At 71.8% G+C, this 14,716-nt stretch carries 12 protein-coding genes and 1 pseudogene; 3 read left to right on the plus strand and 10 right to left on the minus strand.

The genetic code is table 11. From position 1 onward, the window contains the following. Positions 1-19: 19 nt before the first annotated feature. Both AC07FT_RS17245 and AC07FT_RS17250 read right to left on the minus strand, forming a co-directional pair. Entirely contained in the window at positions 20-1,480 is a 1,461-nt protein-coding gene (locus AC07FT_RS17245; RefSeq protein WP_479176906.1) for an FG-GAP-like repeat-containing protein, read from the minus strand. A 255-nt stretch (positions 1,481-1,735) separates the two neighbouring features. After that, on the minus strand, positions 1,736-2,728 hold the full coding sequence (locus AC07FT_RS17250; RefSeq protein ID WP_479176907.1) for a trypsin-like serine peptidase: 993 nt from the start codon (positions 2,726-2,728) through the stop codon (positions 1,736-1,738). Positions 2,729-3,489: 761 nt separating this feature from the next. Here AC07FT_RS17250 and AC07FT_RS17255 point away from each other — a divergent pair. Further along, positions 3,490-3,858, plus strand: coding sequence for a hypothetical protein (locus AC07FT_RS17255; RefSeq protein WP_479176908.1), 369 nt, complete (start codon positions 3,490-3,492; stop codon positions 3,856-3,858). After that, positions 3,822-4,442: a lanthionine synthetase LanC family protein gene (locus AC07FT_RS17260; RefSeq protein ID WP_479176909.1), complete on the plus strand. Its 621-nt coding sequence runs from the start codon at positions 3,822-3,824 to the stop codon at positions 4,440-4,442. Before AC07FT_RS17255 ends, AC07FT_RS17260 begins: the two co-directional genes overlap by 37 nt. A 26-nt stretch (positions 4,443-4,468) precedes the next feature. Here AC07FT_RS17260 and tsaD read toward each other — a convergent pair whose 3' ends face one another. Further along, positions 4,469-5,560, minus strand: coding sequence for a tRNA (adenosine(37)-N6)-threonylcarbamoyltransferase complex transferase subunit TsaD (tsaD, locus tag AC07FT_RS17265; RefSeq protein WP_479176910.1), 1,092 nt, complete (start codon positions 5,558-5,560; stop codon positions 4,469-4,471). A gap of 53 nt (positions 5,561-5,613) precedes the next feature. Here tsaD and AC07FT_RS17270 point away from each other — a divergent pair. Further along, a pseudogene (locus AC07FT_RS17270) lies at positions 5,614-5,832 on the plus strand (protein-arginine deiminase family protein); the annotation flags it as partial. A 53-nt stretch (positions 5,833-5,885) separates the two neighbouring features. Here the strand turns inward: AC07FT_RS17270 and AC07FT_RS17275 are convergent. From AC07FT_RS17275 to AC07FT_RS17305, 7 genes are all read right to left on the minus strand, one after another. Then, the gene (locus AC07FT_RS17275; protein WP_479176911.1) at positions 5,886-6,845 is read right to left on the minus strand and encodes an L-tyrosine/L-tryptophan isonitrile synthase family protein; all 960 of its coding nucleotides are present in this window, start codon (positions 6,843-6,845) and stop codon (positions 5,886-5,888) included. Between the two features lie 130 nt (positions 6,846-6,975). Beyond that, on the minus strand, positions 6,976-8,235 hold the full coding sequence (locus AC07FT_RS17280; protein WP_479176912.1) for a cytochrome P450 family protein: 1,260 nt from the start codon (positions 8,233-8,235) through the stop codon (positions 6,976-6,978). Between the two features lie 12 nt (positions 8,236-8,247). Next, positions 8,248-10,086, minus strand: coding sequence for an asparagine synthase (glutamine-hydrolyzing) (gene asnB / locus AC07FT_RS17285; protein ID WP_479176913.1), 1,839 nt, complete (start codon positions 10,084-10,086; stop codon positions 8,248-8,250). Between the two features lie 16 nt (positions 10,087-10,102). After that, complete coding sequence (locus AC07FT_RS17290) at positions 10,103-11,407, minus strand: MFS transporter (protein ID WP_479176914.1); 1,305 nt, start codon at positions 11,405-11,407, stop codon at positions 10,103-10,105. Between the two features lie 250 nt (positions 11,408-11,657). Next, entirely contained in the window at positions 11,658-12,470 is an 813-nt protein-coding gene (locus tag AC07FT_RS17295) for an ABC transporter ATP-binding protein (protein WP_479176915.1), read from the minus strand. Next, entirely contained in the window at positions 12,467-13,546 is a 1,080-nt protein-coding gene (locus AC07FT_RS17300) for a FecCD family ABC transporter permease (RefSeq protein ID WP_479176916.1), read from the minus strand. Before AC07FT_RS17300 ends, AC07FT_RS17295 begins: the two co-directional genes overlap by 4 nt. Continuing rightward, positions 13,543-14,604 (minus strand): ABC transporter substrate-binding protein, encoded by a 1,062-nt coding sequence (locus tag AC07FT_RS17305; RefSeq protein WP_479176917.1) that lies wholly within the window; start codon positions 14,602-14,604, stop codon positions 13,543-13,545. Before AC07FT_RS17305 ends, AC07FT_RS17300 begins: the two co-directional genes overlap by 4 nt. Positions 14,605-14,716 lie beyond the last annotated feature (112 nt).

Raw genomic sequence — 14,716 nt, forward strand, 5'->3', positions numbered from 1 at the left:
GGCGGGCCCGCGCCACGGCCTAGCGGCCGAGCACCGCTCCGTAGGCCGGCGGGTCGGCGGAGGCGGGCAGCCCGAGGGAATTCGGGGTGACGACCGAGCCGCCCGCCGCCGCGCCGGGCAGGTCCCAGACACCGCCCGCGGCGGAGTTCTCGCCGGGTGCGGCGACGGACAGGTCCGGTACGCCGTCCCCGTTGTGATCGCCCGTGGCGAGCGCCGCGCCGAAGGTGTCACCCGCTTGTGCGATGCCCAGGATGCCGGGCGAGTTCTGCTGGTACGCGACCGCGTCGGCGGCGCCCCGCGCGTCCAGGATGCCCTTCGCTCCGCCCTTGAGGACGGTGACGCCGCCCGCCCGCGCCGCGGTGCCGATGGCCTCGCCGGGAGCGCCCGCGATGAGGTCGTCCTTGCCGTCACCGTCGACGTCCGCGGCGGTGAGGGCGCTGCCGAAGTCATCGCCGGTCTCGGCGGCACCGGGGACGCCCGGGGTGTCCTGGTTGAGCGTCTGCCCCTCCCATACGGGCTCGCGGCCGTCCCCGTAGTGGATATGGATGCCGCCACCCCTGGCGAGCTCCTCCGGGCCGCACGGGTCGTCGATGTTCTCGTCGGCGATCTCGCGGCAGTTGCCGAGGGCGAGGTCGTCGTGGCCGTCCCCGTTGAAGTCGCCCGCGGCGAGGGCGTCGGCGGCGCTGTTGTCACTGCTCCAGCTCAGGCCGAACCTGTGCTCCTCCGTGCGGTAGTGGAAGAGCTGCACATGGGACTGGGTGTAGGGCTGGTTCCGGGTGTAGAAGGTGACGGCGAGCTCGGGGCGGCCGTCGGAGTCGAAGTCGCCGGTCGTCATGACCGGGGCGCGGCCGCCCATGTGGTCGCCCATGAGGGGCTCGGTCCGGTCGGCGAGCGGGTTGTAGTTGGCGACGACCCGGTCCTTGCCGCCGATCGCCAGGTCGACATCGGTGTCACGGGTGAAGTCGGCCGCGGCGAGGGCGTTTCCGTAGGCGGCCCGGGACGTCTCCCCGCGGGCCGCGGTGTTGGCCTCGCCGAAGCCGTCGGGGCCGCCGTACAGGACCGTGACGGACCCGGCGTCCGTCGCGGCGCCGATGTCCTCGCCGGGAGCACCGATCACGAGGTCGGCGTAGGCGTCGTCGTCGATGTGCGCGGAGACGACGGAGCCCCCGAAGCGGTCACCGGCCTCCGGAGTGCCCGGCACCTCGGCGGCGGACTGCGTGATACGCGCGGTGCCGTGCGGCCCGGGGCCGCCTGCGCCGCCGAACACGACGCTCACATATCCGGCCTTCGCCTTGCCGCCGACGGTGGCGCTGGGCACGCCGACGGCCAGGTCGGCGTAGCCGTCGCCGTTGAAGTCACTGGTGGCCGGCGCGTCGGCGGGGGCCGCTGCCGCGGTCGCCGCGAACGGAAGGGTGAGGCCGGTGGCGGCCAGGACGGTCGCGGTGGCGGCGACGGCGAGGGTGCGTGCGCGGAGGGGCAAGGGAGCTCCAACTCGTCAGGTGGGCGGCGGGAGTCCAGGTGTCCGCCGCGCTGATTCACCTGTGTGACACCTGGACCCGGACAGTGGTTGCCCCGCCTTCCGCCTTCCGCCTTCCGTCTTCCGCGTGACCGGGTTGACCGGGAGTGGTCAGCGGTCCGGTGTGAGCCGTCGGGGTCGCGGCCGGCCGCATGCGCGACACGGATCGCGACCCCCCGGCACCTGAGAGCGCCCTCGCGGCCGGAGCCGCGTCGGCCGTCAGGAGGTCTGTGTCTTCTCGTAGAGGGCCTTGGCGACGTCACCGAAGTACGGGCCGAACATCTGGTTCGGCCAGAACACATAGCCGAAGCTGTTCACGGAGACCTGCACCCCGGTACCGGTGGACTCGTTGAAGCCGGTGAGCCAGGGGCCGCCGCTGGAGCCGCCCGTCATATTGCAGCCGAGCCCGTGGTCCTGGGTGAACAGGAAGTCCTTGGTGCTGTTGCCGCTGCAGTAGATGAGCTTCGTGCCGTCATACGGGGCGGCGGCCGGGAAGCCGAAGGAGTACATCTGCTTGTTGTAGCCGCCGTTGAACTGGATCCCCTGGGCGCCGACGACCGAGGTGAGCTTCTGGCCGTTGAGCGGGGCGACGACCGCCGCGCCGATGTCGTTGTTGATGTCCTCCGTCGCTTCCCACTGCGGGGTGGTGAGCGTCTTGGCCGCCGCCCACTGGCCGTGCGGCGCGTTGCCGTTGTTGTAGGCGGGCACGAAGACCCAGTTGGTGTGCCAGCTGCCCTGGTACTTCACACAGTGTCCGGCGGTGATGACGGTGCTGGCGTTCTGACTCGTCACGGCGTTGCCGGTACAGGAGGCGGTACGTCCCTGGAAGGTGAAGAAGACCCGGCCCGAGGTGGTGACGACGCTTCCGCCGCCGGTCCAGGGGCCACCGGCCTGCGGGAAGGCGGTGGGTGCGGCGGTGGGGGCGACGGTCGTCGACCGTCCGCCGGTCTCGGGGGTCTTGAGGCGGGTGGTGGCCCGTGAGCTCAGCAGCAGATCGAGCGGGGTGGCCGAGCGCATCCGCTCGGGGGTCCAGAAGGCGCGGGCCTTCTGCTGTTCGGCGGACGAGGCGGTGTGGGCCGCCGCCGAGGGCCCGGAGGCCGGTCCGGCCGGTCCGGAGGATGCCGCGGTGGCCGCGGTCGAACTGAGGAGGCCGCCGGTGAGCAGGGCTCCGACGGCCAGCAGAACTCCCGTGGCGGTGCGATGGCGTCTCACGCATGACTCCTTCTGCCGTGCCGGGACGGATGGGGTCCGGGCAGGGTGGGGGAACGAAGAGCGGTGCGGACAGACCTGCGTGGGCAGGGTGCCACGGGAATCTTGACTTGTCAGGGGCGGGTCAACACCTTTCTTGGTCCGGTCGCCGTCGGTGCGGTGGGCGGCGGCCACCCGGGGGCCGCGGTGGGCGCCCGCGCGGCGCCGGTGCGAGCCGAGCGGCGGTGCCGGGAATTCGGAAAGGCCGTGGGTTCCTGCCGTTCCGCGGTCGAGCCGTGTCCGGGAAATGACAGAGCGCGGTGACATCACAGAAAAAGCACCGGCCGCAAACCGGGCCTTTTCAATCCGGCTGGAAGAACGGTCGAGGGCGACTCCGGGATTTCCCTCCGCCCTCGGGCGCCGTTCCCGTCATTCCTCCTCGCCACCGTCCCCGCGGTGCCTGCTGTGGGCGTGCAACCGCCCCCGCCAAGAGCACAACTCGCCCGCACCTCAATTCTCACCTGGGGATTCTTCGAGATCGCGGTCCGGTCGCGCGCTGGAGGACTCAGGGGGAACAAGGGTGTGATCTCCCGCGCACCCGACTGCGCGGAGCGCGCTCCCGGCCGACGATACGAGGAATGGCAGGGCGGTATTAACTTCCTTTGGCCGGGGGGAAGTTCCGAACTGCCGACGCACTTCCGGCTGATTACCCGTCATATCCAAGAACCCTGTGGGGAGGGATGAGATGCTGTCCGTCTTCGATTTACTGAGGGATTGTTCCGACGATGCGCGAGACGGTTCTCTGGGCACTGTTTCCGTTCTCCGGGACGGGGCCCGGATACCCCGCCGCCCGGCGGACGTTCCTCGCGGCCGGTCTGGCGGCCCTGCCGGACGACCGGCCCGGATCGGGGTGGGTGCAGTGCAACATCCCCTGTGGTGCGGACGGCCGGGCCGGGCTCTACCGGCGACTCGCGGACGTGGCGCCCTCGTTGCTCGTCTCGGGCGCGGCCGTCAACTTCTTCTTCATGCACAAGCCGCCGGGCCTGCGGGTCTGCGGGTCGCCGGATACGCCGGCCATCCTCGACCGGGCTGGCTCGAAGGCCGGATCAACACCGGTATGGGACACGGTGTGGCGGGCCTCACCGCCGCGCTGACCGCCCTGGTCCGTACGGTGGGCCCGGAGCCCGCGACCGTCCGCGCGCTGCGGCAACACCACCCGGTGGCTGATCGGTCAGTCCTTCGACGACGCCCGGGCCGTCCGCAGTTGGGACGACGTGGAACGGCACGGCCCCCCCCGCCGCCGGGGGCCCGCGCCCGGCAGGCATGGTGTTACGGCAACCCCGGGGTGTCCTGGGCGGTCTGGGACGCCGCCGACGCGCTCGGCGACCGGCGGTCGGCCGTCTGGGCGGCCGACGCGTTCACCACCCTGGCCGACCACTACGACCCGGAGTTCCATCTCCACGGCGAGGATCCGTCCGATCTGCTGGGCCTCTGCCATGGTGCGGGAGGTGTTCTCGCCGTGGCCGACGCCTTCGCCCGGCACGCCGGGCTCCCGGCCGCCGCCACCCTCCGCGACGGGCTCAGCGTCCGGCTGCGGCAGCGATTGCCCCGGCTGCGCGCACTCGGCATCCGGCCCGCGGGACCACTGGCGGACGCCACCGGCCCGCTGTTGGCCCTGCTGAGCGCCGCCCACCCCGACGTCCCACGGCTCTGGCAGCCCTGCTTCGGACTGCGGTGAACCTGACCTCGGGAGCGTCGGGGGAGTCATCCCGCCACGGCGAGGTGCCGGGGCCGGGTGGCCGGAGGACGGGCGACCGGGTGGAGGGCGGCGTACTCCAGGGGTGCCGAGGGGTCGATGGAGACGTCCAGCGGCGCGGGTTCGGCCCCGGCCCGGACCAGGAGGTCGCCGACGGCGGCGATCATCGCGCCGTTGTCGGTGCACAGTTTCAGCGGTGGTACCCGCAGGGTGATCCCGGCGGTGGCGCAGCGTTCCTCGGCCAGTGTCCGTACGCGGGAGTTGGCGGCCACGCCGCCGACGACGACGAGTGTGTCCACGTCGTGTGCGGTGCAGGCGGCGACGGCCTTGCGGGTGAGGACGTCGGCGATGGCTTCCTGGAGGGCGGCGGCGCCGTCGGCGACCGGGAGTTGTCGGTCCCGGTGTGCCTCGGCCCAGCGGGCGGCGGCGGTCTTGAGGCCGGAGAAGGAGAAGGCGTACGGGTCGTCGCGCGGTCCGGTCAGCGGGCGGGGGAAGGCCACGGCGTGCGGGTCGCCCCGGCGGGCGGTGCGGTCGATGGCCGGGCCGCCGGGGTAGGGGAGGCCGAAGACCCGGGCGACCTTGTCGAAGCATTCCCCTGCCGCGTCGTCGAGGGTGTCGCCGAGGTGGATGATCGGGTCCCGGGCCAGGTCCCGGACGAGCAGCAGTGAGGTGTGGCCGCCGGAGACGATGAGGACCACGCAGGGGTCCGGCAGCGGTCCGTGTTCGAGGGTGTCGGCGGCGACGTGTCCGGCCAGGTGGTGCACCCCGTACAGGGGTATGTCCAGGGCGTAGGCCAGGCTCTTGGCTCCGGCGAGGCCGACCTGGAGGGCGCCCGACAGGCCCGGTCCGGTGGTCACCGCGACGGCGCCGATGTCGGACAGGGTCAGTCCGGCCTCGTCGAGGGCGGTGCGGACCACCGGGGTGAAGGCGTGCACATGGGCGCGGGCCGCGATCTCGGGCACCACACCGCCGAAGCGGGCGTGCTCGTCCATGCTGGAGGCGACCGCGTGCCCCAGCAGACGGCCCTCGCGGACCAGACCGGCGCCGGTCTCGTCGCACGACGACTCGATCCCCAGTACCACCAGCGGGGATGCGCTCATCCCACCACCTCTCTTATTGCACATAACTTGCAATTGAAGAGTACTGGCAGTTCCTGCTCAGCCCGACGCGCTGCCTCGTGCCCCAGCAGTGGGGCCCGGTCATCGGCGGCCGGGACATCTTCACCAAGGCCGTGAACTCCGTGTACGCGAAGGCGGGCTTCACCACCTCCTACATCGACGACTGGTACACGTACCACATCGGCATGGGCGAGGTGCACTGCGGCACCAACACACTGCGGGACGCCACCGCGCCGTGGTGGCCCACGGCGTAGGGCCTCACCCCGGGACTCCGGCGCGCCGCCACGGGCGGAGATGCCGGTGGCGCCTACCGTTCCGGGCGCGGTCCCACGGGGCGGTCCTGGACGAAGTGGCTCGGTCTGCCGTCCCGTGAGACCAGTCGCCCCTGTTGCGCCGCTCTGGCACGTGGCATGAGGGTCCAGGTGCCATCGGCGCGGCGCAGGGCGGACGCGTGCCACGGGGTGGTCCAGGCATCGGGCGCGTCGAGGAGGCGGATGCCGAATTTGGCGGCGCCGACCGGCTGCGGATGGATGGACAGGCGTACGGCGCCGGGATGGTGGTCGGCGATGAGATCACCCCACGCGCGGCTGCGCTGGATGACGCCGTACGCCCGCTGCCGGCACTCGCGCTGGAGGGCCGAGCGGGTGCCCGGGTAGTCGGCGGTGTCCTCGACGAGGAAGCGGGTGATGCCGCGGTAGAGCGCGAGGGTGTTCCCGTCCGCACGGACCTCGGCACGCAGCGCTTCCACGGAGGGGGCGTACGCCGCGTCGACGTGGGCGCGTTTGGCGTCGTGCGGGAGGTCGCCCAGGACGTCCCGCAGGTCGAAGACGGACAGCCGCTCCAGACCCAGTCGGCGGATGAGGGCGCGGAGTTCGTCCGCGTAGGCGTCGATGTGCTCGTCGGTGACGCCGATGAGGTCGCCGAAGACATGGCCGTCGGAGCAGATGACCATGTGTGCGCCGGGCGGATGGACCCTCTCGATCTCGGCGCACAGGGCATCGAGGAAGGTGAGGGAGACGCGCTCGCCCATATCGGGGAGGTGACCGAGGACCTTCGCGGGGTTGGGGGACTTACAGGGGAATCCGGGGAGGGTCAAGGTGATGGGCGCCCCCTCGCAGACGTGTTCGCTGATCTGGCGGAGCTGGTGCGGAAACGCCTCGGCAGAGGTGCGGACCGGCTCGGTCGTGCGGTGGTGCGGCAGGAGCAGGTCCAGGATCGCGGCGCTGGTCTCCGTGGCGAGGTTCTCCGGCGCGGTCGTGAACGGCATGGTCGTTCCTCCTGGTGCGTGGGGGCATGACGGCATGGCGCCGCGGCGGACGCGACCGGGCGGCGTGGGACGGCTGGGGGGGGCGGTCGGCGGAAGCGGGCCGGACGGCGCGGCTGGCCCGCTTCCGGCGTCAGAGGCGCTGGTCGTAGCCGACGGGCAGGCGGAGGGTGCCCCGGCCGAGGACCGCCGGGGTCCACTCCAGTTCCCCGTCGTCGACGGCCAGATGCAGACCGGGGAGACGGTCGAGGAGGGTACGGAGCGCGATCTGGAGCTCAGCGCGGGCGAGTGCGGCACCGGGGCAGAAGTGGACCCCGTGGCCGAAGGCGAGATGGGGGTTGGGCGACCGTTCGAGGTCGAGGGTGTCGGGATCGCTGAAGCGCCGCGGGTCCCGGTTGGCGGCGCACAAGGAGATGATCACCGAGTCCCCTGCCGGTACCCCGCGACCGTGCAGATCGCTGTCCTTGTCGAAGAAGCGCCAGGTCGTGAGCTCGAAGGCGCTGTCGTAGCGCAGGAGTTCATCCACCGCGCGGGGTATGAGCTCCGGGGTGTCGCGTAGCCGTGCCAGCTCCCCGGGGTGGCGGAAGAGGGTGACCAGGGCGGTGGTGATCTGGTTGGTGACCGGCTCCTGCCCCGCCACCAGCAGCTGGAAGATCATCGAGTCCAGTTCCTCCTGGGACAGCTCACGGCGGTCCCGCGCCACGACCAGGCGGCTGAGAAGGTCGTCCTCCCCGTGGTCGCGCTTGTGGGCGACGACATCGGCGATATAGCCCTGCAAGCCGTGCAGTCTCGCCTCGTACACCGGACGGCCCGGGTCCGTGGGCCCGACCGGCTGGACGACCTTGCCCCAGTCCCGCTCGAAGCGCGCCGCCAGCTCCGCGGGCAGCCCGATCACCTCGGCGAGCACCTGGAACGGGAAGTGCGCGGCGAAGCCCGCCACCAGGTCGGCGGGGCCCGCCGCGGGCAGCTCGTCGATGAGGGCGTCGGCCAGTTCCTGGAAGCGGGGTCGCAGACCTTCGACACGGCGAGGGGTGAACGCGTCGGTGACGAAGCGCCGCATCCGGGTGTGCTCGGGCGGATCCTGGTGCAGGAGGTGGACCTGGAGCTGGGAGTGCTGTGGCTCGGGCATGATCGAAGCACGGGCGCGCCAGCGCTCGTTGCCACGGTCGTGGTTCTTGCCGAGCCGGTCGTCGTTGAGCGCGGCGTGAGCCGCCTCGTAGCCGGTGACCAGCCACGCTTGCACGCCGCTGGGAAACAGGACGCGGTGGACCGGACCGGCCTCGCGCATCCGTTCGTACAGCGGATAGGGGTCGGCCTTGTACGGGCAGCCCATCAGCGGCACCGGCTCGGGCATGGTGGCGCCGGTGGCCGTCCGCGGTTCCTGGAGTGTCATGAGCGGGGCTCCTCAGAGGGCGAGTTCGGGCTGGTGGTGATCAAGCCACAGGGCGAGGTCCACGACGCGTTCCAGACGCAGCCGGTGGCCCCACTGGAGCTGGTCAGGAGGCGTGTCGAGGCAGGGCTTGACGAGCGTTTCGTCGGCCAGGGAGCGAACCGTCCCATCGGCCAGGGCGTCACGGGCCATGTTCTGCAGGCCACGGTTGTAGTCGGGGTGGTGGGTGGCCGGGTAGTGGTTCTTGGGCCGGCGGAGCACCGACTCGGGGGCGAGACCGGTGCCCACAGCGCGCAGCAGGCTCTTCTCGCGGCCGTCGAAGCTCTTCAGTGCCCAGGGGGTGGAGAAGGCATACTCCACGAGCCGGTGGTCGCAGTAGGGGACGCGCACCTCCAGGCCCCGCGCCATGCTCAGCCGGTCCTTACGGTGCAGCAGCTGGCGCAGCCAGCGGGTCAGGGACAGATGCTGCATCTCACGCTGCCGGTGCTCGGTGGGTGTCTCGTCATCCAGATGCGGTACGGCGGCCAGCGCGTCCCGGTAGGTGTCGTCGCGGAACTCGCCGATGCGCAGGTCGAGTTCGGGATTGAGCGGCATCGCGGCCTCGTCCCCGGTCACCAGCAGCCAGGGGAAGGTCCGCGCGGCCAGCGCCTTGGGGCTGTGGAACCAGGGGTAGCCGCCGAAGACCTCGTCGGCCGCCTCGCCGGACAGGGCGACGGTGGAGTGCTCGCGGATCCTTCCGAACAGCAGGTAGAGCGAGGTGTCCATATCACCGACACCGATGGGCGAGTCACGGGCCGCCACGACCGCCTTGCGGTGCTCGGGATCCAGCAGGGCACGCGGATCGAGGACGACGGTGCTGTGGTCGGTGCCGATGAAGGCACCCGCCTCGGTGGCGAACGGGGTGTCATGGCCGGTCCGCAGGACGTCCCCGGTGAACTCCTCGGCCTGGTCGCTGTAGTCGACGGCGTAGGAGCGGATCCGGCCCGACGGCCCCTCCCGCAGCCGAAGTTCATCGGCGAGCAGGGCCGTCAGAACGGTGGAGTCGATACCGCCGGACAGCAGGGAGCACAGCGGTACGTCGGCCTCCAGCTGTCCGCGGGTCGCTCCGCCGACCAGCTCGCCGAACCGCTCGACCGTCTCGTCCCGGCCGTCGCCGTGGGCGCGGGCCTCCAGCTCCCAGTAGCGGCGTTCGCGGATACCGCCCCGGTCCAGAACCAGCAGTCCGCCGGGCTCGACCTCCCGTATCCCGGACCACACCGTCGGGCCGGTGTTGAACAGCAGGCTGTACGCCTCCCGCAGTCCGTCGGCGTCCACTCGCGGGCGGATCTCCGGGTGCGCGAACAGCGCCTTGGGCTCGGAGGCGAAGGCCAGACCGCCGTCGACGGCCGCCCAGTACAGCGGTTTGACGCCCAGCCGGTCCCGCACCAGCAGCAGGCGCTCCGCCCGCGCGTCCCACACCGCGAAGGCGAACATGCCCTCCAGGTGGTCCGCGACGTCCTCGCCCCACTCGGCGTAGGCGCGCAGCACCACCTCGGTGTCGCTGCGAGTGCGGAAGTCATGGCCACGGGAGCGCAGTTCGGCCCGCAGCCGATGGTGGTTGTACACCTCGCCGCTGTAACTGAGCACCAGGGTGGGGCTGTCGGCCCGGTCGGTCATCGGCTGTGTGCCGCCGGTGAGGTCGATGACGGCCAGCCGGCGGTGGCCGATCGCGGCGTGTTCGCCGAGCCAGACTCCACCGGCGTCCGGGCCGCGTGGGGTGAGGGTGGCGGTCATGGCCTCGATGACCGAGGCGCGGGCGGTGGCGCCGTGGCCGCCGGGCGGTCGGAACGACGCCCAGCCGGTGATTCCGCACATACGGATGACTCCCAGGTCAGTTGTGCGCGGCGGGCGCCGCATCGGTGGTCTTCTCGGGAAGAGGGCCCGGCCTGCCGCCGGACCACGCGAGCAGCGGGACGCCGAGGCACGCGGACGCGGCGGCGAGGGCGAGTGCCGCGCCCGCACCGTCGGTCATCCCCCAGGCGGCCGTCGCCAGGGCCGGGCCGAGGGTGAAACCGAGGCTGCGGGCGAGCTGCACGGTGGAGCCGACGGTCGCGGCCCGGTCCGGCGGCGCGGCGCCCATGACCAGGGCCTGGGTGGGGCCACCGTTCAGCCCCATCCCCATGCCCGCCAGCGCCAGCCGCCAGGCCACCTGTGGCGTGGACCAGTCCTCGCCCAGCGGAACCAGCAGCAGCAGTCCGGCGGCGGTGATCGCGGCTCCGGCGATCGCGACCGGCCGGGGCGAGAACCGGTCGGCGAGGCGTCCGCCCAGCGGACCGGCCAGCCCCATGCCCAGGGGGAAGGCCAGGACGGTCAGTCCGGTGGCGGTGGCGCTCAACCCGTCGTCACGCTGGAGATGCAGGGCGACGACGTAGTGCATGGCCGCGAACCCCGCCGCGAGGGCCAGCACCGCGCCATGGGCCTGGAGCAGCCCGCCCGTGCGCAGGGCGCCTGTGACGGGCCGGCCCCCGGGGCCGCGCAGCCACCACCACAGCGGCGGAACCGCGACCGCCACCAGCGACAGCCAGGGGAGGCCGCTCGACGCCAGGGTCAGCGCCAGCAACAGGCCCGCGACACCGGTGGCCACCAGCACGGCGTCGGCGACCGAACGGCGGTCGGGAGCGCGCAGCCCCCCGCCCCTGGGCATCGCCCGCCAGGCGATGACGAGGGCCAACACACAGAAGGGGATCTTGACCAGCAGAACGGACCGCCAGCCGAAGTGGTCGATCAGCAGTCCGCCCAGCGCCGGTCCGGTCACCGCGCCCAGCGGGCCCAGGGTCGCCGGTATGCTCATCGCCCGGCCACGGGCCTCCGGCCGGACCGATCCGATGGCCAGTACCGGCATCAGCACGAACAGCACCGCCCCGAACACGCCCTGCGCGAGGCGGGCGGCGATGAGCCAGCCGGCCCAGGGCGCGACGGCGGCCAGGGCACTGCACCCGGCGAAGCCGGTGGTCGCGGTCAGCAGCGCGGACCGGGCCCCGACCCGGTCCAGCCAGCGCCCGACCGGCAACAACAGGGATACGACGGAGATCTGATAGCCCAGAGCCGCCCACTGGGCGGTCCGCGCCGAGACATCCAGGCTGTCGGCGATGTCCGCCAGAGCCACGTTGACGATGTTCATGTCGAGCATCGCCACAAACGCCAGTACGCCCGCCACCGCCACCAGGGCCCAGCGGTCCCGCTCCGCGGAAACCGTGGAACCCGCAGACTTCGCCGGACCTCCCGTGTCGCCGGATATGGCTCCAGGCCGTTCCGCACCGCGATGTGGCCGTCTCACCCTCGTGCCCCTCACCGTCTCGGCACGGCTGTCGGACGACAGCCTCATCTCAACAGTCGGAAGGCAGGCGGGGTGAGTTCCCGGCCCGTGGCGGGAATCCAGTGCCCCGTCACGCGCCGATACGCGCCCGCGGAGTCGTCGGCGCGCCGTCGGCCGTCGTCCGGTGGTCGAAGGCGATGAGCGGATCCCCGGTCAGGGGATGGTCCACGACGGCCGCCCGCACCCCGAACGCCTCCGCCATCAACTCCGGGGTGAGCACCTCGCGCGGCAGTCCGGACGCGATCACGGCACCCGCGCGCAGAACGTGCAGCCGGTCGCAGACCGAGGCCGCCGCGTTGAGGTCGTGCAGGGACACCAGCGTCGTACGGGCCTGTGCGCGCAGCAGGGCCAGCAGCTCCACCTGGTGCCGGACGTCGAGGTGGTTGGTCGGCTCGTCCAGCACCAGGACGTCGGGGTCCTGGGCGAACGCACGGGCCAGCAGCACACGCTGGCGCTCCCCGCCGGACAGCGCCGTGAAGCGCCGCCCGGCCTGTTCTGCCATGCCCACATGCGCGAGCGACCGGGCGACGATGTCCCGGTCCTCCAGGTCCTCCCCGGCGAAGGCCCGCTTGTACGGGGTGCGGCCCATCGCCACCACCTCGCGGACCGTCAGTTCGAAGTCGGCGCCCCGCTCCTGGGGGAGCGCGGCGACATGCCGTGCCGACTGCTGGGGGGTCATCCGGCGGAGGTCCGCACCATCGAGGAGTACCCGTCCGGCACTGGGCTTCAGATGCCGGTAGACCGTGCGCAGAAGAGTGGATTTGCCACTGCCGTTCGGTCCGACCAGGCCGGTGATCTCGCCCTCGGCCGCGATCAGATGGGCGTCCGCCACGACCGTGCGTCCCGCGTACGCCACCCGCAGGCCCTCGATCTCGATCCTCAACTGTCGCTCCCCAGCCGTCGGTCCAGCAGGTACAGCAGCGCGGGGGCCCCGATCAGCGAGGTGACCACGCCCACCGGAAGCTCCTGGGTGTCCATCGCGGTACGGCAGACGATGTCCACCACCACCAGCAGCAGCGCGCCGAACAGCGCCGAGACCGGCAGCAGTCGACGGTGGTCGCCGCCGATCACCAGACGGCAGGCGTGCGGGACCATGAGGGCGACGAACGCGATGGCGCCGGAAACGGCGACCAGCACCCCGGTCAGCAGACTGGTGAGTGTGAACAGTTCCCGGCGGAGCCGGGCGGGATCGACGCCGAGCCCGGCCGCGGTCTCGTCCCCCATGGTCAGGGCGTTCAGCGCGCGGGCGCGGGCCTGGAGCCACAGCATGGTGGCGGGTACGGCCACGGCGGGCGCGGCGAGCAGCGGCCAGGTCGCCCCGCTCAGACTGCCCATGAGCCAGAACAGCACACTGTGGGTCTGCTGTTCGTCCCCGGCCTGGAGGACGAGGTAGCTGGTGAAGCCGGACAGGAACTGTCCGATCGCCACCCCGGCCAGTACCAGCCGCAGCGGTGCGAACCCTCCCCGGCGCTGGGCCACCGCCCAGACCAGGGCGAAGGTGGCCAGCGCCCCGGCGAAGGCCGCCCCCGACAGACCGAGCCCCAGAGCCCCGCCCGTGCCGAGCCCGAGCACGATCGCGGCGACCGCCCCCAGGGAGGCACCGTTGGAGATCCCGAGGAAGAAGGGATCGGCCAGCGGATTGCGCACCAGGGCCTGCATCGCCGTTCCGACCAGGCCGAGTCCGGCGCCCACCAGGGCCGCCAACAGGGCGCGCGGAAGACGGAGCTGCCACACGATCAGATGGTCCGTGCCCGGTCGCGGGGGCTCCCCCGACAGCCGTCGCCACACCACCCCCCACACCTCACCGGGCGGGATGGAGGTCGAGCCCCAGGCCACCGCCGCCGTCAGCGCCGCGAGCAGCGCCAGCCCGAGGGCGATGGCCAGTGGACCGGTGCGCGGGCCGCGGGAGGTGGCGGCGGTCTCCTTCCCGGTGCCACCGCGCTCCAGGAGTGACGTCACGATGCGCCGATCTTGCCCGGGTGGAGCGTCTTGGCGATCTGCTCGATCGTGTCAGCGTTCCGGACACCGGCGATGGTGGTCCGCTCGGAGCCGATGCGCAGGAGGTGTCCCTTCTTCACCGCTTTCAGGCCCTTGGTCGCGGCATTGGACTTCAGCCACTTCTCGGCCTCGTCGAACGCCTTCTCGTTCGCCGCCCCGCTGCCCCGGTCGCGTACCCCGAGCTGGATCCAGTCGGGATTCTTCGCGATGACGTCCTCCCAGCCGACCTGCTTGTAATCTCCGTCGCAGCCCGCGAAGACGTTGCGGGCCCCGGCCAGGGTGATCACCGCGTTGGCGACCTGCCGGTTGCAGACGGCTGTGGGCTGCTTGGTCCCGGCGTCGTAGTCGAAGAAGAAGTAGGTCGGCCGCTTGTTCTCCGGGGTGCCGCCGACCGCCTTCTGGACGGCGGCCACCTTCTTCTTCATCCCGGTGACGAGTTCCTCTGCCTTCGCGCTGGTGCCGGTGACCGCTCCGAGGGAGGTGATGTCCGCCTCGACGGCAGACAGATCGGTCACCGGGCCCTTGCGCTGGGCGGCGCAGGCGGTGGACTTCAGATAGATGTGCTTGATCCCGGCGGCCTTGAACTCCTCGGGGGTCGGCGCGTCACCCATGCCGCCGCCCATGTCCATCGACGCGAAGGTGTCGATGTAGAGATCGGCGCCGGAACCCAGCAGCTTCTCCTTCGGGATGACGTTCTCGCTGAGCACCTTCACCTTGGACGCTTGCGCGTCCAGCGCGCCGGGCATCGTGCCCTTCCCGGGCGGGAATCCGGTGCCGATCACCTTGTCCCCGGCGCCGAGCCGCAGCAACAGCTCCAGACTGGAGGCGTTACTGGTGACGATCTTCTCCGCAGGGCCGGAGAAGGTGGTCTCGGAGCCCGAGCAGTCGGTGACGGTGACGCTCGAGCCATCCTTCCCGGACCCCTCGTCCGCCGTGTCCTTCCCCCCGCCGCCGCAGCCCGCCGTCAGCAGTCCGCCGAGTACGACGGCCGCCGTACCGCCCCACACACGAGAACGCATCGAAACTCTCCAGCTCTCACTCAGCAACGGGGCGAACCTTCGTCACCCGGTCTAGAAGTCGGAGCGAACAGGCCGTGAGTTCCCGCCGATCGGCAATTCACCATGAGTGGGC

The organism is Streptomyces sp. NPDC045899 (assembly GCF_056431485.1).